We start from the raw sequence: 23728 nt of genomic DNA on the forward strand, positions 1-23728 counted from the left end.
AAGCGGCGCGCGTACAGGCCCGGCGACACGCGGGGCGTATCGTCCGGGATTGGCAAGATCGATCGGGTCAGGACAGGGGTGGGGCGCGTGCGTGGATGTGGCTCGCGGGCGCGACGAGGCGAACGCTTTCGAACCGCGCCTCGATGCGCGCCTGCACGAGCCGGCCGACGACAAAGAGAGCCACGGGTACGCCGGAGACGGCGGGCAGGTGCGCGAAGAAGCTGCAATAGCCGCAGTCCTGCATGTCGCCCGGCGTTGCGTGCGTGTTTGCTGTGCCGCTTACGCCGTGAACGTGACGCGCCATCGAAGGCATGCCGCAGGGCGCGCGTTCCACCGTGCCGGGCGTCATCTGCATGGCCTGGGCGGCTAGCAGATGCGAAACCACAGGTGCGAGCGTTGCCATGAGGAGCGCGAACGTCCCCAATAGACTGCCCAGCCTGAGATGGAATCGGCGCACGGCGAAAAGCGGAAAGTGGCGGAAATATTGCGTGGATTATGCCACGCGAGCCCTAAGCTTCGCCGCGCGCCTCTACAGCGGATATCAACAGCGGATAACAGGCGATCAGCCGCGTAAGCCGACCGTATGACGCAATTCCTGGTAGCTGCGCAATCCCGCGACGCCCAGCTCGCGGCCGATGCCGCTCAGGCCGAAGCCGCCCCAGCATACCTGCGGAAAGATCAGTTGCGGAGTATTGACCCACACGAGCCCGGCGCGAAGCTGCGTCTTGTAACGTCGCGCGGCTTTTTCGTCGCTCGTTACGACCGTGGCGACCAGTCCGTAGCGCGTGTCGTTGGCGAGCGCGATTGCTTCGTCGTCCGAACGGAACGATTTCACGCAGGCCACAGGGCCGAAGATTTCGTCGGTCCACAGCACATTGTCCGCCGCCGGTTCCGCAATGACGATGGGCGCCATGAAAAAGCCGTCGGCGCATGCGGGATCGAGCTGGCCCGCGAACGCAATCTGCGCGCCCGCTTCCACGCCCTGCGCCACGAGCGCGGCCACGCGCGCGTGCTGTGCGGCGCTGATGAGCGGCCCCATCGCCGCGTCCGCGCCCTGGGGCGGCGCGACGACGACGGCGCGCACCGCGGTTTCGAACGCGGCCATGAACTTGCGATACACGTCGTCGTGCACGAGTATGCGCGACGTGGCCGAGCACATTTGCCCGGCGTTGGCGAACGCGCCGCCCACCGCGAGCGAAACGGCCTGCGCCACGTCGGCGTCTTCGCGCACGATGAGCGCGGACTTGCCGCCCAGTTCGAGCGTGAGGCGCTTCATGTCCTGCGCGGCGGCCTGCATGACCTTGCGGCCCGAGCCCGTGCTGCCCGTGAAAGAAATCTTGTCGACGAGCGGATGCGCCGTGAGCCATGCGCCGACTTCGCCGCCGCCGTTGACCACGTTCACCACGCCGTCGGGCACGCCGGCTTCGCTTACGATCTGCGCGAGCATGTGCTCGGTGGGCGAGGTGAGTTCCGAAGGCTTGATGACGACCGTGCAGCCCGCGGCCAGCGCGGGCGCGAGTTTCCATGCGGTCGTGACCATGGGGAAATTCCACGGCACGATGAGCGCCGCCACGCCAACCGGTTCGTGCAGGCGTTCGGCAAAGAGCGCGTCGTCCGGCAGCTCGACGGGTTCGGCGGCGAACACCGACGCGTCTTCGCACAGTCCCGCGTAGTAGCCGAATGTGGCGATGGCGTCGCTCACGTCGAGGTCCGCTTCGAACGGCGGCTTGCCGCTCACCTGCATCTGCATGGCGCCAAGGCGCGCGCGGTCGGCTTCCAGCAATTCGGCGATCTTGCGCAGCAGTTTGCCGCGCGCGGCGGGCGTCGTGTGCCGCCAGGCGATGAGCGCATCGTGTGCGGCGTGTACGGCGCGATCGACCATTTCGGCCGTGGCGTGCTCCTGCCATCCGATCGTTTCGCCCGTGGCTGCATTGCAGATGCGCGTGCACACTTCCTTTTCCGCGGCGCAGAAGGTTGCGCCCGCAATCAACGCGGCGGGCAGCACAAAGGCCTCGCCGTCGATCTCGCGTTCGGCGATTTGACGCCGGTTATCCGTAGCCATGATGTTTCTCCTTGCTTCCCAGGTTCTAGCGGTAAGCCACGCCGGGCATGATGCAAAGCATTTCGAATGCGAGATTCGCGCCCACGAGCGCGGTGGTGCCCGCCTGGTCGTATGGGGGCGAGACTTCGACGAGATCGGCGCCCACCACGTTGAGCCCCTTCATGCCGCGCACGATTTCGAGGCCCTGCTGCACGGTGAGCCCGCCCACCTCGGGCGTGCCGGTGCCGGGTGCGAACGCGGGATCGAGCCCGTCGATATCGAAGCTCAGGTACACGGGCGTATTGCCCACGCGTGCGCGCACTTCTTCCATGAGCGGCGCGAGCGAGCGGTTCCAGCAGGCTTCGGCCTGTACCACGGTGAAACCCTGCTTGCGGCACCAGTCGAAATCTTCTGCGTGATAGCCGGTGCCGCGCAGGCCGATTTGCGTGACCTTGTCGCATTGCAGTAGACCGTCTTCCACGGCGCGGCGAAACGGCGTGCCGTGCGCGATTTTTTCGCCGAACATGGTGTCGTTCACGTCCGCGTGCGCGTCGATATGGACGACGGCGACCTTGCCGTATTTCTTGTGCAACGAGCGCAGGATCGGCCATGCGATCGTGTGGTCGCCGCCGAGCGTGATCGGGCGGCAGCCGGTTTCGACGATGCGGTCGTACGCGGCTTCGATCAGACGAATCGAATCCTTCAGGTCATAAGGATTCGTTGCGACGTCGCCGATATCGGCCACTTGCAGCGAATCGAACGGCGCGGCGCGCGTGGCCATGTTGTACGGCCGCAGCAGCACCGATTCTGAACGGATCTGGCGCGGCCCGAAGCGCGCGCCGGAGCGGTTGGAAGTGCCGATATCGAGCGGCACGCCCACGAAGCAGGCGTCGAGTCCCTCGGTGGTTTCGGCTTGCGGCAGGCGCATCATGGTGGCGATGCCGCCGAATCGGGGCATCTCGTTGCCGCCTTGCGGCTGGTTGAACTGGCGCTCCATGTGGTGTGTCTCCGATCGTTAGAGTCAAATCGATCGGGCGATGGTAGGGGAGATGCCGCGCGGCCAAATATTGAAGTTGGAATGTTTACATCGATGGAAATCGATGTATGCGCGCTCCTGAGCGGGTGAGCGACAGGCTTAAACCGCGGCGTGGCCCCACGCGATCAGTTCGCGCTTGGTGCGCACGCCCAGCTTCGCGAAGGCGCGCTTCACGTACGACTCGGCGGTCGCTACCTGCACGCCCTGAATCTGCGCGGCTTCGGGCACGGTCTTGCCCGTGATGAGATGCGCGCAGGTTTCGTATTCGCGTTTGGAAAGGCGCACGTTGTCTGCCGCAATGCGCGCATCGAACTGCGCGAGCGGATGCATGAACGGCGCCGCGTGGGCAATGCGCCGGGCCGCGCTCGTGGAGGCGTGCAATTCGAGCAGCGGAAACAGAAACTCGCTCACGCTGCGAAAACGGTTCATTTCCACGAGCGTAAACGGCGGTTCGCGCAGCCCGCGTTCGAGCGCGATGGAATCTTGCGCGTGGCGCGTGCCGCGTGCGAGGACGCATTCGTGGGCAATGCGGGCTTCGTCGAAAAGACGCTGGCGGAATTCGCCCGGCGGTATCGCGCCGATGTCGCGCACCACGAGCATCGTGCCGAGCTTGCCGCGAATGCCCGCGAAAAGCGGGTCGCTTTCGTAGAAGCGGTCGTAATAAAGCGTCATCACGTCCGAAATCGCGCCGGAATCGATTCCGACCCCGCCACTGCCGATCCATTCGCAGCGATAGCCGGTCGGCATCGTGCTGTCCGCGCGCGAACGCTCGATATGCACGACGTTGACGGGCACCACCTCGTTCACCAGCAGCGTGAGACGCGGCACGAAGTCAGGCGTGCCGACGGCCTCGATCACATTGCCGAGGGTCTTGAACGAGAGCGGAAAGTTCGGTTGATCGCGGTTGAGCGGGGGTACGTTGAGCAGCATGGCGCGCCCCTTCGTGATGGCCAATCGATTATAGCCGATGGGTATTCGCCGCCAAAAATGCGGGAAACCCATGCCTGAGCCGGCTAACAAAACACCGCTTGTCCCCCCTGAGGGGGGGCATACCGCGGCCGCGCCAGTCGGTAACTTTGGCGTTACTCAATCAACCGGAAGCAACGCAAATGAGCAAACTGATTCAGGACATCGTGCCGCTGGGCGCCGGCATCGGCGAATTCACCAAGCTGGAATACGGCATGGACGAAAGCGACTGGCGCGCCACGGTGGGCAAGAACAACAACTACGTGATCGGCTGGTGGGAAGGCAAGGTCGGCGCGGTGGACTTTCCGGCCACGACCGCCGACGAAGCCGTGTGGCTCGTGGAAGGCAAGATCGCCCTGACCGATGCGAACGGCGGCCGCAAGGAATTCGCGGCAGGCGAGGGCTATCTCCTGCCCGCCGGCTTTGCGGGCCGCTGGGAAACCATCGAGGACGCGAAGAAGTTCTACGTCGTGCTCGAACAGGCCTGAGGACCCAGGCGAGCCGGCTCCCGCGCGAGGCGGCTCGCTTCATCCCGATCCTTTATCCCGATCCATGCAGTGAAGGCAATGATGAGTACCCCTGCAGAAATTGAAGTCGAGTCGCGCCCGCCCGTCACGCTCAGCGTGCAGGAGGCGCTTTCGCGCACGCGGTTCTTCCCGTACTGGCTCGATAACCCCGCCGAACCGCCGACCGAACCCAAACTCACTGCGAATGTCGAGGCCGACCTGCTGATCGTCGGCGGCGGCTTTACCGGGCTCTGGGCCGCGGTGCAGGCCAAGGAGCAGATGCCGCATCTGAACGTCGTGCTGATCGAGGCGGGCAAGGTCGCGCATGGCGCGTCGGGCCGCGCGGGCGGCATCATCTCGACTTCGGTCATGCACGGCTTGCCCAATGCGGTGCGGGTATTCCCCAACGACATTGCGCAGCTCGAAGAATTCGGCCATCACAATCTCGACGGCTTCGAGGCCACGCTCAAGCGTTACGGCATCGACGCCGATGTCGAGTGGAACGGCGAGATGACCGTGGCGGTCGATCCCGGGCATATCGAGCTGTTGCGCGGCGATTACGACCTTCACAAACGCTACGGGCACGACGTCGTGCTGCTCGACGGCGAAGCGACGCGCGAGCAACTGGATTCGCCGTTGTTCGCAGGCGCGCTGTGGTCGCGCAATCGCAGCGGCATCGTGCATCCGGCCAAGCTCGCATGGGGGCTCAAGCGCGCGGCGCTCGCGCTGGGCGTGAAGCTCTACGAGCACACCGCGCTGATCGACGTGATCGACGAAGGCCAGACCGTGTACGTGAAGACGCCCGAGGGCAGCGTGCGCGCGCCGCGCGTGGTGTTCGGCAGCGGGACGGCAAAGGTTGGCATTCCTGACATCAACCGCCGCGTGCTCCAGGTGCGCGACCATGTGCTCGCCACCGAACCGCTGACCGACGAGCAGCTTGCGCGCATCGGCTGGAAAAATCGCCAGGGTATTTACGACACGCGCACGCAGCTCAATTACTTCCGCCTCACGAAGAACAACAACATTATCTTCGGCGGTCTCGTGAGCTATCACTTCGACGGCGATCCGAATCCGCCGCAGGACGAAAAGGCCGAAACCTACTATCGGCTCGCGCAGGCGTTTTACCGCACGTTCCCGCAGCTTGCCGACGTGCGCTTCTCGCACGCGTGGGGCGGTCCGATCGACTACTGCTCGCGCGGCTCCGTGTTCGCGAAGCGCTATCTGAACGGCAAAGCCGTGTTCGTGGCGGGCTACACGGGCTTCGGCGTGGCGGCGAGCCGCTTCGGCGCCTTCATGGGCCTGAACATCCTGTTCGATCGCGCGAGCCCCGAGCGCACGCTCGATATCGCCAGGCAGAGCCCGACTTATATCCCGCCGGAACCCGTGCGCTGGCTGGCCGCCAAGGTCACGTTCCACGCATTCGACGGCGCCGATGCCGAAGGCGGCTGGAAGCGCGCGTGGATCAAGGGTATCAAGGCAATGGGCTTTCCCATGTGAGCGATGAGCGGCATGTTCTCCAATACCTCCGATCTCGACCTGCGGCTCATCCGCGTGTTTCTCGCCGTGGTGGACGCGCGCGGCATCACGGCCGCCGAAGCCACGCTGGGCGTGCGCCAGTCCACCATCAGCACGCAGCTTTCGGCGCTCGAAGCCCGCGTGGGCTTCAAGCTCTGCGAGCGCGGGCGCGGCGGCTTTCGCCTCACCTCGAAGGGCGAACGCTTCGTGCCTTCGGCGCGCGCGCTCGTTGCGGCCACAACCGATTTCGTCGCGCGCGTGCGCGATATCGACCGCAAGCTCGTCGGCACGCTCGGCATTGGCCTGATCGGGCAGGCTTCGCATGTCGAAAACGCGCGTCTCGCCGAAGCGATCGGCGTGTTTCGAAAACGCGATCAGGCCGTGCGCTTCACGATGAAGGTGGCCGCGCCGCAGGAACTCGAAGAAAGTCTCGTCAACAATCAGCTCGACATTGCGATTGGTTACTTCTGGCATCGCGTGGCGGGCCTCGACTACACCGAACTGTTCAGCGAGCGCCAGGTGTTGTGCTGCGGACGCGGGCACGCGCTTTTCCATGGCGCGCCGCACGTCAACGTCGACGGCCTGCGCGAGCACGACTGGGTCTGGCGCAGCTATCCGATACCGGAAGAGCTTGCGGGTATCGGCGACCGGCAGGTGACGGCGATTGCAGACAGCATCGATGCGGCCACGGTCCTGATCCTCTCGGGCAGCCACATCGGCTATCTGCCCGCGCATCATGCCGAGCCGTTCGAACAGCGCGGCCTCATCCGGGCGCTCGGGCGCACGACGTTCGGCTTCGACGTGCCGATGCATCTGGCCGTCAAGCGCAGCGCCGCGGAAAAGCCCATCGTGCGCGCGTTTTGCGACGATCTGCTCAACGTTTATGGCCAGCATGCCGCCGTGCCCGAATCGCTGGCCGAATAAAGAAGCGGTGCGCGCCATACATCGGTTGCGCATGATGTGAACGTATGGAATGCAGAATAAATAGCCCGCATCGATCGATTACAGTGGGCGAGAGACATTGAAAGTGCGTTGACCGGCGGTTTGCACAAACAACCGGATCGGCGCTGCAAGGAGCGAGACAATGAGCGATAACAGCATTACGCAGATCGAAACATTCGGTTTCGAACGCATTCCCGATGCATCGCGCTATGCGCGGCCCATCGATCTTTTCCGGCTGCTGTTCGGCGGCTGCAATACCTTCTCCACGTCGGTGCTGGGCAGTTTTCCGGTGCTCGTGGGCCTTTCGTTCAAGGCAGGTCTGTGGTCCATCGTGCTCGGCGTGCTCGCGGGCACGTGCATTCTCGCGCCGATGAGTCTGTTCGGTCCGCGCAACGGCACCAGCGATCCGGTTTCGTCGGGCGCGCACTTCGGCATACATGGGCGCATTGTCGGCTCGTTCCTCGCGCTGCTCACGTCCATCGCGTTCTTCGCGCTGGCCGTGTGGAGTTCGGGCGACGCGCTCGTGGGCGGCGCGCACGACATGGTCGGCGTGCCGGTCAATACGTGGACGCTCGGCGGCGCCTATATGGTGTTCGCGGTGCTCGTGGTGGTGGTGTGCATCTACGGTTTTCGTTTCATGCTGTGGGTGAACAAGATTGCCGTGTGGGCGGCGAGCCTCATGTTCGTGGTGGGCGCCTTCGCGTTTGCCGGCGCGTTCGACCCGGGTTACGCGGGCACGCTGCACGAAGGCGGCGCGGGCTTCTGGGTGGCGTTCGTGAGCGCCGTCCTCGTGGCCTTGAGCAACCCGGTCTCGTTCGCCTCCACGCTGGGCGACTGGGCGCGCTACATTCCGCAGCACACGCCGCGCCGCCGCGTGATGGGCGCCGTATTCGCCGCGCAAATCGCGACGTTCGTGCCGTTCTTCTTCGGCCTCGTCACGGCCACGCTCATCGCGACGAAGGCGCCCAGCTACATCGCCTCGAACGATTACGTGGGCGGACTGCTGGCCGTGTCGCCGCGCTGGTTCCTGCTGCCTACGTGTCTCATTGCGATCATCGGCGGCATGTCCACCGGCACCACCGCGCTCTACGGCACCGGCCTCGACATGTCCAGCATGTTCCCCCGGCTGCTTAACCGCGTGCGCGCGACCATGCTGATCGGTACGCTCGCCATCGGCTTCATTTTCGTGGGGCGCTTCGCGTTCAATCTCGTGGAAAGCGTCTCGACGTTTTCCACGCTGATCTGCACGTTCAGTTGCCCGTGGATGGCGATCATGGTGATCGGCTTCGTCACCCGCCGCGGCTACTATCTCGCCGACGACCTCCAGATCTTCAATCGCGGCGGCCGCGGCGGGCATTACTGGTTCACGCACGGCTGGAATCTGCGCGCGATGGGCGCCTGGTTGCCAGCGGCGTTCCTCGGTCTGTCGTTCGTGAATCTGCCGGGGCAGTTCGTGGGTCCGCTTGGATCGCTGGCCGGCGGGCTCGACTTGAGCGTACCGGTTTCGCTGGCGGTGGGCGGCATGATCTACGTCGTACTGCTTACGATATTCCCCGAAGCCGACGCGGTGTATGGCCGGGAAGGGCGCCGCTTCGTGCGCGGCGGCGGCCGCAAGCAGGCCGCGACGCCCGTGCATGTGTCGCGAACGCGCGAAGGGCGCGCCGCTGGCGGCGTGAGCGAGCTTCAGCGCAGCCCGGAGTATGCCGAGTGAGTGTGTGAATGAGGGTCGTCCCGCCGGGACGACCGCGCGTGTGCGGCGCCGCACACAGCGCGCGCCGGCATTGGCGCACCATGTCGCGATGCTTCGACACGTCGAACGGCGCGAGGTCTCTGGATTCGAATGGAAGCCGGTTAAGATCACGCCTTTGCGCACCGCGTAAGGAGTCGATCTTGGTTCGTTCATTCGTAAGGGTCTGTGCCGGCGTTCTCGTCGTAGCCGTCGCCCTGATTCGTCCCGCCTTAAGCGCGGAAACCGCCACCAGCGGCGACGCGGAAATACGCGAAGCCGCGCTCGCGTTCATGCGCGAGAACGGCATTCCCGGTCTCGCGATCGGCGTCGCGGTGAACGGCACGGAGCGGTTCTACAACTTCGGCGTCGCGTCGAAGGAAACGGGCGAGCCCGTCACGAGCGAAACGCTCTTCGAACTCGGGTCGATGAGCAAGACCTTCGCCGCCACGCTCGCGGGCCTCGCGCAGGTGAACGGCAAGCTCGCGCTCGATGCGCCGGTGAGCACCTGGTTGCCCGACATGCGCGGGACGCCGTTCGGCGCGCTAACGCTCATCAATCTGGGCACGCACACGGGCGGCGGTTTCCCGCTGCAGGTGCCCGACGAAGTCACGAACGACGCCCAACTGACCGCGTGGCTCAAGGCGTGGCGTCCGCGCTACCAGGCGGGCACGCAGCGCACCTATGCGAACCCGAGCATCGGCATGTTCGCGCGCATCACGGCGCAGCAACTCGGCATGAGTTACGCCGATGCCGTCGAGAAAACACTGTTCCCGAAGCTGGGACTCACGCATACGTTCATTCGCGTGCCCGCAGCCGAGCGCGGGGCCTATGCCCAGGGCTACAACAGCAAAGACGCGCCGGTGCGGCTGAGTCCCGGCGTGCTCGCCGACGAAGCCTACGGCGTGAAATCGGATACGCGCGACATGCTGCGCTTTCTCGAAGCGAACATGGGTCAGGTCGAAGTAGAGCCGGAACTGCAGCGCGCGCTGGAGGCGACGCACGTGGGCTATTTCCGCGCGGGCCCGTTCGTTCAGGACCTCGTGTGGGAGCAGTACGCGCAGCCGGTAAGCCTGAACGATCTCGTCAAGGGCAACGCGAACCTCATGGTGCTGGAGGACAACCCGGCCACGGCGCTGGTCCCGCCGCTGCCGCCGCAGCCCGATACGTTGCTCGACAAGACGGGCGCGACCAACGGCTTCGGCGGCTATCTCGCGTTCGAGCCTTCCCGCAAGACGGCCATCGTCATTCTCGCCAACCGCAATCACCCTACGGAGTCGCGCGTGCGGTTCGCGTATCGCGTGCTGGAACTGGTGCAGCAGGGCGAATCCGCGCAATGATGCGCGGCTAAAGCGTTACGTCACGCTGAATCGCTCGTCGCCCGCGCGGGTCTGGCGGCCGTCGTGGTCGTCGTACCGGGCGCAGGCCCGTCGTGCGGCCGCAGACCGCTCACCGCAGCCGTGAGCCCGCGGCCGCCCGGGTTGTTGCGCAGCGTGAACGTCAAGCCTTGCCGCTGCGCGATGCGCGCCACGATCGAAAGGCCGAGCCCGCTGCCCGTGCCCTGCGCATGATCGCCGCGAAAGAAGCGGTCGAGCACGCGGTCGAGATCGCCTTCGGGAATGCCGGGCCCGTTATCGACAACTTCGAAGCCGAGCGTCTCCTGCGAGCGCGTGAGCACGAGGTCGATCTTGCCGCCGGCGGGCGTGTAGCGGATCGCATTGTCGAGCAGGTTGTTCAGCAAGGTGTTCAGGCCGTGCGCGTCGGCGCCCACGTTGCAGATGCACTCGGGCGTCACGGGCGGGCGCGACTCCAGACCCAGATCGATGCCTTTTTCCTCCGCGAGCAGCGAGAAGTCGCCGATGGCCTGCTCGCCGAGCCGCCGCAGACTCACGACAGTCGCGGGAGCGCTTGCCTGCGCATCTTCGCGCGCGAGCGTGAGCAACTGCTGCACGAGGCGGATGGTGCGGTTCAGACGCGTTTGCATGCGCTCGAGCGTGCGCGGCTCGCCGTTCAGCGTGCCGTCGTGCAGCGCGGCCTGCCATTGCAGCTTGAGCGCGGCGAGCGGCGAGCGCAACTCGTGCGCGGCGTCGGCGATGAAAGTGCGCTGCGCCTGCGAAGCCGCGTTCAAACGGTCCAGCAGATCGTTGAGCGCGACGACGAGCGGCCGCAGTTCGAGGGGTACCGACCCGTCGAGGCGCAACGGCTCCAGCGCATGCGCCGAGCGCGAAGCGAGCAGCGCCGACAGCGCGCGCACGGGCGCGAGCCCGCGCGTCACCACGAACAGCACGAGCACGATGGCCACTGGCACGAGCAGCGCGAGCGGCCACAGCGTATGCAGCGCGAGATGCAGCGCCAGCGCGTCGCGCACGGAAATGGGCTGCGCGACCTGAACGAAGCGCTCCGGCTGCGCGATGCCGTACACGCGCCAAAGCACTTCCTCATGCTCGATCGTGCGAAAGCCCGTGGCCTCGCGCGGCAACACGGGCGTTTCCTGCGAACGGTAAATGAGCTTGCCGTCGCGGTCCCAGATCTGGATGAGAATGCGGTCGTCGGCGATCTCGTCGAAGCCGGGGCCAGACGGCTCGACCGCGCGCGCCATCGCGAGGTTCGCGGGCATGGACAGCGCCACGGCATGCAGCTCGTAGTCGAACAGTTCGCCCGCTTCTTCGCGAGCGGTATGAAAAATGCCGAAGCCCGCCACGAGGGAAGCGGCCGCGAATCCGCAGATGAGCCATGCCAGCAGGCGGCGCCGGATCGAATTCATTCGGGTCTCTTGAGCCGGTAGCCCACGCCGCGCACGGTCACGATCTGCTCCGTGCCGATCTTGCGGCGCAAGCTATGCACATGCACTTCGATCGCGTTGCTGCCGACTTCCTCGCCCCAGCCGTACATGCGCTCTTCGAGTTCCGCCTTCGTGAACACGCGCGCGGGCTGTTCGATCAGCACGCGCAGCAGCGCGAATTCGCGCGGCACGAGCGCGACGCTTTCACCGTTTTTCGTCACCTCGTGCGCGGCGGGGTCGAGCGCGAGACCGCTGTGCGTGTAGACGGGCTGCTTCTGGCCCGTGCGGCGGCGTAGCATGGCGCGCGTGCGGGCCGCCAGTTCGTCGAGGTCGAAAGGTTTGATCAGGTAGTCGTCGGCACCCGCGTCGAGGCCCGCGATGCGATCCGTCACCGAGTCGCGCGCCGTGAGGATCAGCACGGCCGCTTCGCCGCCCTTGCGGCGGTACGCGGCCAGCACCTCGATACCATCCTTCTTCGGCAGCCCGAGATCGAGCAGCACGAGGTCGTACACGTCGTTGTCGAGCGAAAGCTCCGCTTGCCGTCCGTCGCGCGCCCAGTCGACGGCATGACCCTCGCGGCGCATCGAGTCGAGCACCGTTTCGGCGATCATTTCGTCGTCTTCCACCAGCAGCAGGCGCATCGCTCGCTCCCCCAATTTCAGCCTTCCATTGTCGCCCATCCCGGCTTAACGCGGGCTTAAGCGGCATTTCAGGAAAGCGGCCGGGAAATCAGTCGAGCAGTTTGAGCACGTCGTCGTAAAGCGCGCGCGGCACCTTTACGCCGTCGCGTTCGCTGCGCTCTCTCGCCTCGAACCGGCGCTGCGACGGCAAACGCGCGCCTTGTGCCGTGATGGCCGCGAATAGCCGTTCCGCGCGCGCCTGACCGGCTTCGTAGCCGTCGCCACCGCTATTGCCGCCAAAGCGCCGTGGATCGACGGCGATGACGAGTTCGCCGTGACAAGGGCTCGCGCCCGCGCCCCCGTCGAAGGCCTGCGACTCCATGCTCGTAAGATCGCCGATCAACGCGCCGGCAAGCAACTCGATCATGGCCGCGAGCGCCGAGCCCTTGTGGCCGCCGAATGTTTGCATCGCGCCTTCCAGCGCGGCGCGTGCGTCCGTGGTGGGCTCGCCGTCGCTGTCGAGCGCCCAATGCGGCGGAATGGGCTTGCCTTCGCGCGCATGCAGCTCGATGTCGCCGCGAGCGATGGCGCTCGTGGCGAAGTCGAACACGAACGGCAGGCCGCCTTCGCGCGGCCACGCGAACGCGAGCGGATTCGTGCCGAACACGCCGCGCGTGCCGCCCGCCGGCGCGACCCAGCTATGGCTCGGGTTCATGGCGATGCCCACGAGCCCTTGGGCCGCGACGGCTTCGACCTCGGGCCAGAGCGCCGAAAAATGAAAGCAGCGGTTGATGGCCATCGCCGCGATGCCCTGGCTGCGCGCTTTCTGCGCGAGCACGGGCAGGCCGGTTTCGAACGCGAGCAGCGAAAAGCCATAATGCGCATCCACGGCGAGCACGCCGGGCGCGACGTCGCGCAGTGTGGGCTCGGCGCGCGCATCGACCTTGCCGCTCCTGAGCGAACGCGCGCAGACGAGCAGCCGGTAGATGCCGTGCGAATGGCATTCGTCGCGCTGGCCTTGCGTAATGACGCGCGCGATCGCATCGGCGTGCGCCTCGGACATGCCGTGCCGCAGCAGCACGTTGCGCGAGAGCGCGAAGACTTCGTCGAGTGTGAGGACGACTGGAGCGGGCGTGTCGTTCGTCTCGGTGGTGGACATGGCATCCCGTGTAAAAAGACAAACCGGGCCAACGTGGCCCGGTTTCGGCGCTTCGAATAAAGCGTGCGAGGGAGGCGCGCTTAGTGCTTCACGCGGCGAGACCGACGTCCGGCAGGGCGGGGCGCGTGGCAAGCGCCTTCTCGACTACGGCCTTCACGTGCGCGAGCGCTTCGCCTTCGAGCGGCAGGCGCGGGGCACGCGTGAGCGCGCTGCCGCGGCCCACCAGTTCTTCGCACAGCTTGATGCATTGCACGAGGTCGGGGCGCGCGTCGAGATGCAGCAGCGGCATGAACCAGCGATAGAGCGAAAGTGCTTCATCAAAGCGCTTTTGCTTCGCGAGACGGAAGAGCGTTTCGCCCTCCTTGGGAAACACGTTCGACATGCCCGAGACCCAGCCCTGCGCGCCCACGGCCACGCTTTCGACCACCACGTCGTCGAGGCCCGCGAACAGCACGAAGCGCTCGCCCACGGCATTGCGCAGATCGATGAAACGGCGCGTATCGCCCGACGAATCCTTGAAGCAGACGATATTTTCGCAATCCTGAAGAGCGATCAGGATGTCGGGCGTGACGTCGTTCTTGTAGATCGGCGGGTTGTTGTAGACCATCACCGGCAGGTCGGTGCTCGACGCCACGGCGCGGAAATGCGCGGCCGTTTCGTGCGGCTTGGCCGAATACACGAGCGCGGGCATGACCATCACGCCGTCCACGCCCACGCGCGCCGCTTCCTTCACGGTCTGACGCGCGAACTCGGTGGTGAATTCGGCAATGCCTGCGATCACCGGCACCTTGCCGCCGGCGGCGTCGCGCGCGGCTTCGATCACGGCGATCTTTTCCTTCGTCGCGAGCGAGGTATTCTCGCCGACGGTGCCGCACACCACGAGGCCCGACACGCCGTCCTTGACGAGATTGCTCACCACCCGGTGCGTGGCGTCGATATCGACCGAGAAGTCCGCCTTGAACTGCGTGCTGACGGCGGGAAATACCCCGCTCCACTGGATAGCGCTCACTGTGACTCACTCCTTGTATGCGTAGCGGCTCGCGCCGGTACGTGTTGAATATGAGTGAAGTATCGCTGTCCAGAACGATTGGCGCTTGGGGCCTTTCGCGCTTCGGAAAGACGAAATCTGCATAGTCGCGTGCGGGTCAGGGAGAACCCTGGACCCTGCGCGCCCGGGTCACGCGCCCGGCGTGTGCGCGCTTTCGGGCGTTTGCAGCAACGCGCGATACTGGCTTGGCGTCACGCCCACGGTGGCCTTGAATTGCCGCGTGAACGCGCTGTGATCGTTGTAGCCGCATTGCGTGGCGATGTCGGTGATGCTCAGGTCGCTCGCAAGCAGCACGGAAGCTGCGTCCAGGCGCGTTTTCAGCAGCATCTGGCGCGGCGTGAGGTGAAAGATCTTGTGGAAGTAGCGCTCGATCTGCGCCACCGACATATTGATGAGTTTCGCCAGGTGCGCGAGCTTGAGCGGTTGCGCATAGTTGTCCTGGATGTACTTCGCGGCCACCGCGAGCCGCTGGTAAGCGGGGTGGGTGCCTTCGGCGGCCTGCAGGTCGCGCGAAATGCCCGCCACGCCCAGCACGCGGCCGCGCGCGTCGTGCAGCGGGACTTTCGAGGTGAGGCACCAGCCCGGTTGCCGCCCCGGGTACAGATGCAGTTCCAGTTGATCGATGAGTCTGCTGTCCAGCCGCACCACGGCCTGGTCCTGCGCCGTATAGCTGTGGCCGAAGCGCGAGGGAAACACCTGTTCGGCCGTCTTGCCGAGCAGCGCGCGCTTCTCCTTGAAGCCGCAGCGCGCGGCGAGCGTGGTGTTGGCGATCACGTAGCGCGCCTCGTCGTCCTTCACGAAGAACACCACGTCGGGCATGGCGTCGAACAGCGGTTCGAGCATGGCGAAATGCGCGACTATCTGCGCAAACGTGGCGTTTTCGAGGGCGGCGGGAAGAACCAGTTCGGGCATCGCGAGGCGCTGGGGCGGGATCGGCGGGAAGACATCATTGTGCCGATTTACGCACGCGCGCGCATCTGCGATCAAAAAAGCGGGCGGTGTTATTGCACCGTTTCCGCGTGCAGCAACGTGTCGATGCGCGCGGGCGAGAACGGCGGGCGCTGGCCGGTTTGCGGCCAGCCAAAGCAGAACGCCGCCGCCTCGCCGCAAATTTTGCCCTGGCACGGGCCCATGCCGCAGCGCGTTTGCAGCCTGGCGTCGCGCCATGAAGCGTGGCGGGCCACGTCGCGATACGCGACGTCCTCGCAGCGGCAAAACACGGTGTCGGGTTGAGGCAGCGCGCGCAGCGCGGGAGCGAGTTCGAACGCCGCGTGCAGGCGCGCCGCGAATTGGCGGTAGCGTTCGCGTTCAGCGAACAGGCGTTGGGCGTTCGCGTTGTCGTCAAGCGCGGCGTAGGCCGCGATGCGTCCTTCCACCGTCGCGAGTTCCATGCCGCCCACGCCCGTGCATTCGCCAGCCGCGTAGATGGCTTCCGCGGAAGTCCGTTGCCATTCGTTCACGGCGATGGCGGCCGAGCCCGCCCGCGCTTCGAGCCGGCACCCCAGCGCCGCGCCGAGGCCCGTATTGGGCACGAGGCCATAGGCGCACGCGAGCCGGTCGCAATCGACGCGCACTTCGCTTTCGCCGCGCCGCACGCGCACTTGCGTCACGCGTGTCGCGCCGCTGGCTTCGGTCACGTAGGCATCGCACCAGTAAGGCGTGGCGCGCAGATCGAAGCGCATGCGCAGCGCCTGTGCGAGTTTCGCGGGCGTGTGGACGAGACCAGCCGCGAAGCGGCGCACCGCTTGTGGCGGCGCCTGTTCGACAATGGCGGCGATGGTCGCGCCATGCTGCCGCGCGGTCACGGCGGCCGCCCAGAGCAACGGCCCGCTGCCCGCGACGACGACGCGCTCGCCGCGCACCGGCATGCCGCCTTTGACGAGCGCCTGCAAGCCGCCCGCGCCCGTGACGCCCGGCAAGGTCCAGCCCGGATAGGGCAGGAAGCGCTCGCGTGCGCCCGAGGCGACGATGAGTTTGCCGTAGGCGAGCGTGAGCGCACGGTCCGCGCTTTCGGCAAGCAGTTGCCGCCCCGGCAGCGCCTGCACGATGCGCGTGCCGCTCAGCAGCACGACGTTCGCGCGTGCCGCGAGCGCATCGAGCAGCGCGCGCGCAGGGCCCGTAGCGCGATGCCCCGGACCTTGACGCCAGATCTGGCCGCCTGGCAGCGCATTGTCATCAACGATGCCAACGCTCGCACCAGCTTCGGCGGCGATGCGCGCGGCGTTCAAACCCGCTGGCCCGGCGCCGATGATAAGGATATCGAACTTCATGGCGCTGCATTCCCGGTGACGACGTTCATGCCCTCGGCGCAAACCGTTTGGCACGCAAGCCGGTGCGGCACGCCGTCGATGGTGACGCGGCATTCCTGGCAGACGCCCATGCCGCACAACGGCCCGCGCGGCGCGCCGCTCACCGAGCGCCGCGTGACAGGCGCGGCGTGTTCCGCGTTGGCAGCAACCGCAATGGCCGCGGCCACCGAACTGCCCGGCGCGACGCTTACATTGCGCCCGTCGATCATCAACGTCGTATTCGGTTCAGACATGCACGGCCCCCTGGGCAGCGAAGCGCGCGGGGAGCCAGGGCGTCGCGTCGATTTCGGCGGTGTGTCCCAGCAGCTGCGCGGCAATCAGCTTCGCGGTGCCGAGCGCCGTGGTGACGCCCAGGCCCTCGTGTCCGGTGGCGAGCCACGTGGACGGGTGGCTGTCGTCGTCGGCGAACTGGGCGGCGGGGCCGATGAGCGGCATGCCGTCGCTCGACGCGGGGCGAAAGCCCGTCCATGCGCGAATCGCGTTGAGCGTGGGCAATTGCGGCATATATTCGGCGGCGCGGCGCAGCATGCGCGCGAGAATCGCCGGCTCGACGGCGGGGTCCGTGCTGTCGAACTGGCGCGACGAGCCGATCAGCAATTGCCCGGTCGGCCGCGGCTGCACGTTGAACGCGACCGAGGTGCCGCTCGCGTTGTGCGCGCTCTTGATGTAGCCGAGTTCGAGAATCTGATGGCGGATCGTGCCGGGGTAGCGGTCGGTAATGAGCAGGTGCCCTTTCTTGGGCTGCAGCGGCAGGCGCGGCAGCAAATCGACCGCCTGCAGGCCGTTCGCGATCAAGACCGCGCCAGCGCCGATGACTTCGCCATCGGCGAGATGCACACCCGCGCGGTCGATTCGCGCAACCTGCGTTTGCGTGCGGCAGGAAACGCGGCCGCGAACCGGTTGCTCCAGCAACCATGCCGCGACGGCGGGCGCGTACACCACCGCGTCGTTGTCGACGACCATGCCGCCCGCGAGGCCATTGCGCAGCCCCGGTTCCGCTTCGCGCAACTGACGCGCGTCGAGCATCGAGCACGCTACGCCCTCGCGTTGCAGCGCTTGCTGGCGCGTTTGCGCGAGCATCAGTTCCTCGTCGTCGGCGGCGACCCAGAGCGTGCCGCAGCGCAGGAACGCGTGGCGCGCGTCGAGTCGCGGCGCGAGCGCGTGCCACAGCGCCAGCGACCAGGCGCTCAGGGCGAATTCGGCGGGCGTGTCGTCCATCACGACGAGATGACCCATGCCGGCGGCCGTCACGCCGCCGCCCACGCCCGCGCGCTCGATGACGAGCACGTTCAGCCCTTGCGCCGCGAGTTCATGCGCGCATGCCGCGCCCACGATGCCCGCGCCGATTATGACCACATCGGCGACCACATCAGGCTGACCGCTTGAAACTGGCATCACGCGGGAATGCCCCACGCGAACGGATCGTCGTCGGCGAAAATCAGTTTGGACTCCGCACTGATATGCGCGCTGCCGCGAATGCTCGGGCGCACATGGCCCATGGGGAGTTCGGGCGCGGTTTCATAGCTCGCCTCGAATACGCTGCCGATGATGCTCTCCTGCCGCCATTGCGCGCCCGGTGCGAGCGTGCCGTCCGCGGCGAGGCAGGCGACCTTCGCGCTCGTGCCGGTGCCGCACGGCGAGCGGTCGTAGGCCTTGCCCGGGCACAGTACGAAATTGCGGCTGTCGATGCCCGCGGCGTCGGAGTGCGCGAACAGTTCGATATGGTCGATCAGCGCGCCGTCCGCGCCGGTGATGCCGTTCGCTTCGAGCGCCTGGCGCATGGCCCACGTGGCTTCGGTGAGCGCTTCGACGTTGCCCGCTTCGAGCGCGAGGTTGTGATCGGCGACGAGGAAGAACCAGTTGCCGCCCCAGGCGACGTCGCCGTGCACGCGGCCGTAGCCGGGCACGTCGAGCGGCACGGCCTGGCGGTAGCGATACGCGGGCACGTTGCGCACGGTGACGCTGCCATCGGCGTGCAGTTGGGCTTCCACGTTGCCCACCGGCGTTTCGATGCGATGCACGCCGGGCGCGATGCGCCCCAGATGCGCGAGCGACGCGATGAGGCCGATGGTGCCGTGCCCGCACATGCCGAGAAAACCGACATTGTTGAAGAAGATCACGCCGGCGGTGCAGGACGGGTCGTGCGGCTCGCACAGCAGCGCCCCGACCATCACGTCCGAGCCGCGCGGCTCGTTGACGACGCCCGCGCGCACGCGGTCGAATTCGCGGCGGAAAACGTCGAGGCGTTCGGCGAGCGGGCCGCGGCCAAGCTCGGGGCCGCCTGCGATCACGAGGCGCGTGGGTTCGCCGCCCGTGTGGGAGTCGATAACGGTGAGGGTTTTCATGCCGACAATCGTAGGTCGCCCCATTGGGGCCGTCTTGCTCGAACGGCCCTTGCGCGGTGACGATTTCGGCATAGTGCGCCACGCGTCGATGCGCGACGCTCAGGGTGTTCCCTGGCCCCGGTCTTCCGGCAAAGCCAGTTGCTCCAACTGGCGCACCACTTCTGCGCGCAGGCGCGGCGGCATGTTCTGGTAGCCGAGCAGGTCGGAGATCCAGAGGCCGTCCGCCGCAAGCCGGCAGATCATCAGGCGAGCGGCGTTTTCGAGCGGCAGCGGGTCGGGACGCGTCCACTTGCGCATGGGCGCCGCGTAACGCTCGCGAATCGCGGGGTCGGTCATCATCGCGGCCACGAGCACGCGCAGCACGTTGGTGCTGGCGGCGGGGCTCGTTTCGTCGATCGTGGTGTGCAGATAGGCGCGCGCGGCGGCGCCGTGCTTCGGCGTGCCTTGCGCCACGCCTTCTTCGATGCGCGTGTGCATCTGCTGCTCGAAGCGCGTGAGCGTCTGCTCGAAAAGGGCGTCGAGCAAGCCCTGCTTGTTGGCGAAATGATATTGCAGCGCGCCCTTGGTCACGCCCGCGCGCTCGGCCACGGCGTCGAGCGTGACGGCGGGCACGCCCTGATCGGTGGCGATATCGGAAGCCGCCTGGAGCAACTGCGCGCGCACCTGGGCCGGGGCTTTCTTGCGGCGCGTGCCGGAGGCAGGGGGTGCCGCGTCGGCCGCCGCTTCCACCGCTGCTTCTGCCACCTTCGCGCCGCGCCGTGTCGCGCGCGCGGGCGCCTTGACGGAGGTGTTTTTCATGGCGGCGATCATACCATTGCAGCCTTCCCGGCTAAACATTCCGTACGGATGGTATGATCCGCCGATGAAAAATTCCAACCCGCCCTTTACTGCATCAGCCGCTTCAACGGCTGCCGGCATGGCGGCGCTCGAAGCCTCGATCGTTCGCGGCCGCGAAGCGCTCGTGCGACGGCAGGATGCCGATGGAAGCTGGTGCTTCGAACTCGAATCGGACGCCACGATCACCGCCGAATACATCCTCATGATGCATTTCATGGGCAAGATCGACGGGGTGCGCCAGGAGAAGATGGCGCGCTATCTGCGCGACATCCAGCGCCTGCAAACGCATGGCGCGTGGGACCTTTACGTGGATGGCGCGCCCGACGTCTCGTGCAGCGTGAAGGCGTACTTCGCGCTGAAGGCGGCGGGCGATCCGGCGAACGCGCCGCACATGGCGCGCGCGCGGGAAACCATTTTGAAGCTCGGCGGCGCGGCCAGGTCGAACGTGTTCACGCGCATTCTGCTCGCGACCTTCGGGCAGGTGCCGTGGCGCGCCACGCCGTTCATGCCGGTCGAATTCGTGCTGTTCCCGAAGTGGGTGCCCATCTCGATGTACAAGGTCGCGTACTGGGCGCGCACGACCATGGTGCCGCTGCTCGCGCTCTGCTCGCTGAAGGCGCGCGCCGCGAATCCGCACGATGTATCGATTGCCGAGTTGTTCGTTACGCCGCCCGAGGAAGAGCGCGAATACTTCCCACGCGGCAAGGGCATTCGCCGGCTCTTTCTCGCGGCCGACCGCGTGCTGCGCCGCGTCGAACCGTTGCTGCCGCGCGCGCTGCGCCAGCGCGCGATGAAACACGCCGAGGCCTGGTGCGCCGAGCGCATGAACGGCGAGGACGGCATGGGCGGCATCTTTCCGCCTGTCGTCTACAGCTATCAGATGATGCAGGTGCTTGGGTATCCTGAAGATCATCCGCTGCGCCGCGATTGCGAGAATGCGCTTGAGAAGCTGCTCGTCGAGCGGCCGGACGGCAGCATGTATTGCCAGCCTTGTCTCTCGCCGGTATGGGACACGGCGTGGAGCACGATGGCGCTCGAACAGGCGCGCTGGGTCGTGCCCGCCGATCCGGCGTCGGCGGCGTTCAGCGACCAGGAATTGCAGCAGCGTATTACGCGTGCGTACGACTGGCTCGCCCGGCGTCAGGTGGACGACGTGCGCGGCGACTGGATCGAGAACGCGCAGCCCGACACGCCTCCCGGCGGTTGGGCCTTCCAGTACGAGAACCCGTACTACCCCGACATCGACGACACCGCTGTTGTCGCTGCCATGCTCCATCGTCGCGGCCGGTCGCATGCGCGCGAAACGGGCGTGGACCCCTACGCCGCGCGTGTGACGCGAGCGCTCGACTGGATGCGCGGTCTGCAATCGCGCAACGGCGGCTTCGCGGCTTTCGACGCCGATTGCGACCGCCTCTATCTGAACGCGATTCCCTTTGCCGATCACGGCGCGTTGCTCGACCCGCCAACCGAAGACGTATCGGGCCGCGTGCTCCTGTGCTTCGGCGTGACGGGCCGCGCCGAGGACAAGGCGGCGCTCGCGCGCGCCATCGAATATGTGAAGGCCACGCAGCAACCGGATGGCAGTTGGTGGGGCCGCTGGGGCACCAACTACATTTACGGCACGTGGAGCGTGCTCGCGGGTCTCGCGCTCGCGGGCGAGGACCCGGGGCAGCCGTACATCGCACGCGCGCTCGCTTGGCTGCGCGCGCGCCAGCACGCCGATGGCGGCTGGGGCGAGACCAACGACAGCTATATCGACCCGCGCCTTGCCGGCACCAACGGCGGCGAAAGCGCGTCGAACTTCACCGCGTGGGCGCTGCTCGCGCAAATGGCGTTCGGTGATTGGGAATCCGAATCGGTTCGGCGCGGCGTGGCGTATCTGCTATCCGTGCAGCAGGACGATGGATTCTGGTGGCATCGCTCCCATAATGCGCCGGGATTCCCGCGTATTTACTACCTCAAGTATCACGGGTATACAGCGTATTTTCCGCTGTGGGCGCTGTCACGGTATCGGCGGCTGGCGGCGAGTGCGAGTGCGAATCCGCACGCGAGCGAAGTCGCCGTGCGCGAAGTGGAAGAAGCCGCGCTGGCGGACTGATTTCGAAGCGGGGCGCATGCGCCCCGCGTGGTCGCTTTAACGCGACTTTTCCAACGTAATCGTTTCGAACAACTCATAATTTGCGGTCGGCGTTCGATCGGCGCCCGGCGCGTGATAGTAGTTCATCGTGATCATCGTCTTGCCGCCGGGCGTGCCGGGATCGACGTCGAACACCGCGATGCCGTAGCCCGTGCCGGTGTCGCGCTGCGCCGACCAGATCGCGTCTTCGAGCGCATCGGCGATGGGGCGCGCGAAGGTGCCCGCTGTCGCGCCCGGCACCGGACGGTTGGCCTTCGTGAACACCTGGGCCTGCGGATAGCCGTTGCCGGCGTCCACGCCATAGACGTCGAGCGGCGCGCTCGTGCCCCCGCCGCCCAGGATCAGGTGAATCGTGCCGTGGCTCGTGTCGAAGGTGTTGCCGGCACCTTGATCGTGCGCGACGGGACGCGGTTGAAGCGTGTCGACGCTCGCGCCCGTTTTCGCATCGATGCCCGCGTGACGATTGCAGCCGCGCACCGGGTAGCTGCGCTCGTAGTCGTGATCGTGGCCGCACAGCACGAGGTCCACCCCATAGCGGTCGAACAAGGGCAGCCACGCCTCGCGTATGCCCTTGTCGGAGCCGTTGCCCGTTTTCGACGAACTGAGCGCGTCCTGATGCATCTGCACCACGATCCAGTCGATGTCGTCGTCGTCCTTTGCCTGCTTCAGCGTTTGTTCGAGCCAGTGCGTCTGCACGCCGTTGCTGTAGCCGCGCACGTAAAACGACGTGCCCGGCGCGATGGGCGCGTTGCCCGTGCTTGCGGCCGGCACGAGCGGCGCGGGGCCGCCCACGAAAGCGGCGGAATCCTGATAGACCACGTCGTCGGCATCGAGCGAGACGAACAGTACGTTGCTCACGCGAAAGCTGTACCAGCGGCCCGGGAAATGCGTGCCGTTATCGGGCAGCGTATAGCGCGTGAGATAGGAACTCAGACCTTGCGGGCCGTTGCAGAACTCGATTTCGTGATTGCCGGGGCACGGCATCCACGGACGGTTCGCCGACGAAGTCTGATTGTTGTTGCCGAAGTCGCGCCATACATCGGTCTGGTGCGCGGGATTCAGGTTCGCGTAGCAAAGGTCGCCATTAATCAGATGAAAGAGCGGCTGGAAACGCTCGACGGCCTCCACGGCGAAGCGGCTTTGCGGCGACGACAGCACCCAGCCTGTGTTCGGCGTGGCGAGGTCGCCGTAGCTCGTGAAGCGGAACCTTGCACGCCCGCGCGGCGCCGTGGTGAAGCTCGAACCAAACGGGTTGCCCGCGTGGCTGTCGTTATCGGCGGTGACTTCGTAGCGGTAGGTCGTGGCCGGTTCCAGGCCGCGCAGCCGCGCGTGATACGTGAACACGACGACGCCCGTGAGGCCGTCGGTATACGTGCGCTGGATGGCGTGAACCGTTTCGCGCTTGCCGCGATCGGCGCTGTAGACGACGCGCGGATTCGTGGACGAAGCGAGCGACGCCCACGACACGACGACTTCGCGCGCCGGGTCTTCGCCCCAGGTGAGGTGGATCTGCTCGGGCGTGCCGTCGGGCGCGGCGGCGCCGGCTTTCGCGCTGCCCGCGAAAGCGCTGGCCGCGCTCGCGAAGCCGGAAGCGCCCGCAAGCTTGAGGAAGCCGCGGCGCGAGACACTGGCGCCGCTTTCGGTGGATGCATTCTCGGGGATGTCTTTTTTTGTCATGTCGTCTCGCCTTGCGAGCAGTGGGCGAAGCCAGCGCTAGCGGACTCGCATGACCGGCGCGCGCGGGAGCGAGCATCGCACG

At 66.4% G+C, this 23728-nt stretch carries 21 protein-coding genes; 6 read left to right on the forward strand and 15 right to left on the reverse strand.

Annotated elements, in window-relative coordinates:
• Positions 1-67: 67 nt before the first annotated feature.
• The 4 genes from U5768_RS10480 to U5768_RS10495 all read right to left on the reverse strand — a co-directional run bounded on the left by U5768_RS10480 (position 68) and on the right by U5768_RS10495 (position 4007).
• Positions 68-457, reverse strand: a complete 390-nt coding sequence (locus U5768_RS10480) for a DUF2946 domain-containing protein (RefSeq protein WP_322030313.1) — start codon at positions 455-457, stop codon at positions 68-70.
• 105 nt (positions 458-562) lie between these two features.
• Complete coding sequence (locus tag U5768_RS10485) at positions 563-2062, reverse strand: aldehyde dehydrogenase family protein (RefSeq protein WP_322030314.1); 1500 nt, start codon at positions 2060-2062, stop codon at positions 563-565.
• Positions 2063-2087: 25 nt separating this feature from the next.
• Positions 2088-3038, reverse strand: a complete 951-nt coding sequence (speB, locus tag U5768_RS10490; protein ID WP_322030315.1) for an agmatinase — start codon at positions 3036-3038, stop codon at positions 2088-2090.
• Between the two features lie 138 nt (positions 3039-3176).
• A complete protein-coding gene (locus U5768_RS10495; RefSeq protein ID WP_322030316.1) occupies positions 3177-4007 on the reverse strand; it encodes a helix-turn-helix transcriptional regulator in 831 nt (276 codons plus the stop codon).
• A 179-nt stretch (positions 4008-4186) separates the two neighbouring features.
• Here U5768_RS10495 and U5768_RS10500 point away from each other — a divergent pair, with 179 nt between their 5' ends.
• From U5768_RS10500 to ampC, 5 genes are all read left to right on the forward strand, one after another.
• Positions 4187-4531 (forward strand): cupin domain-containing protein, encoded by a 345-nt coding sequence (locus U5768_RS10500; protein ID WP_322030317.1) that lies wholly within the window; start codon positions 4187-4189, stop codon positions 4529-4531.
• A 78-nt stretch (positions 4532-4609) separates the two neighbouring features.
• On the forward strand, positions 4610-6046 hold the full coding sequence (locus U5768_RS10505) for an NAD(P)/FAD-dependent oxidoreductase (protein ID WP_415913876.1): 1437 nt from the start codon (positions 4610-4612) through the stop codon (positions 6044-6046).
• A gap of 12 nt (positions 6047-6058) precedes the next feature.
• A complete protein-coding gene (locus U5768_RS10510; protein WP_322030319.1) occupies positions 6059-6988 on the forward strand; it encodes a LysR family transcriptional regulator in 930 nt (309 codons plus the stop codon).
• Positions 6989-7148: 160 nt separating this feature from the next.
• The gene (locus U5768_RS10515; RefSeq protein ID WP_322030320.1) at positions 7149-8717 is read left to right on the forward strand and encodes a purine-cytosine permease family protein; all 1569 of its coding nucleotides are present in this window, start codon (positions 7149-7151) and stop codon (positions 8715-8717) included.
• Between the two features lie 179 nt (positions 8718-8896).
• On the forward strand, positions 8897-10072 hold the full coding sequence (ampC, locus tag U5768_RS10520; protein ID WP_322030321.1) for a class C beta-lactamase: 1176 nt from the start codon (positions 8897-8899) through the stop codon (positions 10070-10072).
• Between the two features lie 20 nt (positions 10073-10092).
• On the opposite strand, the gene U5768_RS10525 is transcribed toward ampC, so the two are convergent.
• The 10 genes from U5768_RS10525 to U5768_RS10570 all read right to left on the reverse strand — a co-directional run bounded on the left by U5768_RS10525 (position 10093) and on the right by U5768_RS10570 (position 19793).
• Positions 10093-11496 (reverse strand): ATP-binding protein, encoded by a 1404-nt coding sequence (locus U5768_RS10525; RefSeq protein ID WP_322030322.1) that lies wholly within the window; start codon positions 11494-11496, stop codon positions 10093-10095.
• The gene (locus tag U5768_RS10530; RefSeq protein WP_322030323.1) at positions 11493-12155 is read right to left on the reverse strand and encodes a response regulator; all 663 of its coding nucleotides are present in this window, start codon (positions 12153-12155) and stop codon (positions 11493-11495) included. Before U5768_RS10530 ends, U5768_RS10525 begins: the two co-directional genes overlap by 4 nt.
• An 88-nt stretch (positions 12156-12243) precedes the next feature.
• A complete protein-coding gene (locus U5768_RS10535; RefSeq protein ID WP_322030324.1) occupies positions 12244-13293 on the reverse strand; it encodes an Ldh family oxidoreductase in 1050 nt (349 codons plus the stop codon).
• A gap of 88 nt (positions 13294-13381) precedes the next feature.
• On the reverse strand, positions 13382-14302 hold the full coding sequence (locus U5768_RS10540; protein ID WP_322030325.1) for a dihydrodipicolinate synthase family protein: 921 nt from the start codon (positions 14300-14302) through the stop codon (positions 13382-13384).
• Between the two features lie 168 nt (positions 14303-14470).
• Positions 14471-15253 (reverse strand): AraC family transcriptional regulator, encoded by a 783-nt coding sequence (locus tag U5768_RS10545; protein ID WP_322030326.1) that lies wholly within the window; start codon positions 15251-15253, stop codon positions 14471-14473.
• An 89-nt stretch (positions 15254-15342) separates the two neighbouring features.
• Positions 15343-16611, reverse strand: a complete 1269-nt coding sequence (locus tag U5768_RS10550) for an FAD/NAD(P)-binding oxidoreductase (RefSeq protein WP_322030327.1) — start codon at positions 16609-16611, stop codon at positions 15343-15345.
• The gene (locus U5768_RS10555; RefSeq protein ID WP_322030328.1) at positions 16608-16883 is read right to left on the reverse strand and encodes a 2Fe-2S iron-sulfur cluster-binding protein; all 276 of its coding nucleotides are present in this window, start codon (positions 16881-16883) and stop codon (positions 16608-16610) included. Before U5768_RS10555 ends, U5768_RS10550 begins: the two co-directional genes overlap by 4 nt.
• Positions 16876-18045, reverse strand: a complete 1170-nt coding sequence (locus U5768_RS10560) for an NAD(P)/FAD-dependent oxidoreductase (protein ID WP_415913884.1) — start codon at positions 18043-18045, stop codon at positions 16876-16878. The genes U5768_RS10555 and U5768_RS10560 overlap by 8 nt, the downstream gene beginning before the upstream one ends.
• Positions 18045-19004, reverse strand: a complete 960-nt coding sequence (locus U5768_RS10565; RefSeq protein WP_322030479.1) for a 4-hydroxyproline epimerase — start codon at positions 19002-19004, stop codon at positions 18045-18047. The genes U5768_RS10560 and U5768_RS10565 overlap by 1 nt, the downstream gene beginning before the upstream one ends.
• Positions 19005-19094: 90 nt before the next feature.
• Positions 19095-19793 (reverse strand): TetR/AcrR family transcriptional regulator, encoded by a 699-nt coding sequence (locus U5768_RS10570; protein ID WP_322030329.1) that lies wholly within the window; start codon positions 19791-19793, stop codon positions 19095-19097.
• Positions 19794-19857: 64 nt separating this feature from the next.
• On the opposite strand from U5768_RS10570, the gene shc reads away from it, so the two are divergent.
• Positions 19858-21930 (forward strand): squalene--hopene cyclase, encoded by a 2073-nt coding sequence (shc, locus tag U5768_RS10575; protein WP_415913877.1) that lies wholly within the window; start codon positions 19858-19860, stop codon positions 21928-21930.
• A 36-nt stretch (positions 21931-21966) separates the two neighbouring features.
• Here shc and U5768_RS10580 read toward each other — a convergent pair whose 3' ends face one another.
• Positions 21967-23646: a metallophosphoesterase family protein gene (locus tag U5768_RS10580; RefSeq protein ID WP_322030330.1), complete on the reverse strand. Its 1680-nt coding sequence runs from the start codon at positions 23644-23646 to the stop codon at positions 21967-21969.
• Positions 23647-23728 lie beyond the last annotated feature (82 nt).

Origin of the sequence: Paraburkholderia sp. J76, assembly GCF_905220295.1 — a bacterium.
Classification (GTDB): domain Bacteria; phylum Pseudomonadota; class Gammaproteobacteria; order Burkholderiales; family Burkholderiaceae; genus Paraburkholderia.

Bases quoted from the DNA above. Each gene is read 5' to 3' on its own strand.
- U5768_RS10485 (WP_322030314.1), bottom strand. From the start codon at position 2,062: ATGGCTACGGATAACCGGCGTCAAATCGCCGAACGCGAGATCGACGGC.
- speB (WP_322030315.1), bottom strand. From the start codon at position 3,038: ATGGAGCGCCAGTTCAACCAGCCGCAAGGCGGCAACGAGATGCCCCGA.
- U5768_RS10495 (WP_322030316.1), bottom strand. From the start codon at position 4,007: ATGCTGCTCAACGTACCCCCGCTCAACCGCGATCAACCGAACTTTCCG.
- U5768_RS10500 (WP_322030317.1), top strand. From the start codon at position 4,187: ATGAGCAAACTGATTCAGGACATCGTGCCGCTGGGCGCCGGCATCGGC.
- U5768_RS10505 (WP_415913876.1), top strand. From the start codon at position 4,610: ATGATGAGTACCCCTGCAGAAATTGAAGTCGAGTCGCGCCCGCCCGTC.
- U5768_RS10510 (WP_322030319.1), top strand. From the start codon at position 6,059: ATGTTCTCCAATACCTCCGATCTCGACCTGCGGCTCATCCGCGTGTTT.
- U5768_RS10515 (WP_322030320.1), top strand. From the start codon at position 7,149: ATGAGCGATAACAGCATTACGCAGATCGAAACATTCGGTTTCGAACGC.
- U5768_RS10525 (WP_322030322.1), bottom strand. From the start codon at position 11,496: ATGAATTCGATCCGGCGCCGCCTGCTGGCATGGCTCATCTGCGGATTC.
- U5768_RS10530 (WP_322030323.1), bottom strand. From the start codon at position 12,155: ATGCGCCTGCTGCTGGTGGAAGACGACGAAATGATCGCCGAAACGGTG.
- U5768_RS10535 (WP_322030324.1), bottom strand. From the start codon at position 13,293: ATGTCCACCACCGAGACGAACGACACGCCCGCTCCAGTCGTCCTCACA.
- U5768_RS10545 (WP_322030326.1), bottom strand. From the start codon at position 15,253: ATGCCCGAACTGGTTCTTCCCGCCGCCCTCGAAAACGCCACGTTTGCG.
- U5768_RS10550 (WP_322030327.1), bottom strand. From the start codon at position 16,611: ATGAAGTTCGATATCCTTATCATCGGCGCCGGGCCAGCGGGTTTGAAC.
- U5768_RS10555 (WP_322030328.1), bottom strand. From the start codon at position 16,883: ATGTCTGAACCGAATACGACGTTGATGATCGACGGGCGCAATGTAAGC.
- U5768_RS10560 (WP_415913884.1), bottom strand. From the start codon at position 18,045: ATGCCAGTTTCAAGCGGTCAGCCTGATGTGGTCGCCGATGTGGTCATA.
- U5768_RS10570 (WP_322030329.1), bottom strand. From the start codon at position 19,793: ATGAAAAACACCTCCGTCAAGGCGCCCGCGCGCGCGACACGGCGCGGC.
- shc (WP_415913877.1), top strand. From the start codon at position 19,858: ATGAAAAATTCCAACCCGCCCTTTACTGCATCAGCCGCTTCAACGGCT.
- U5768_RS10580 (WP_322030330.1), bottom strand. From the start codon at position 23,646: ATGACAAAAAAAGACATCCCCGAGAATGCATCCACCGAAAGCGGCGCC.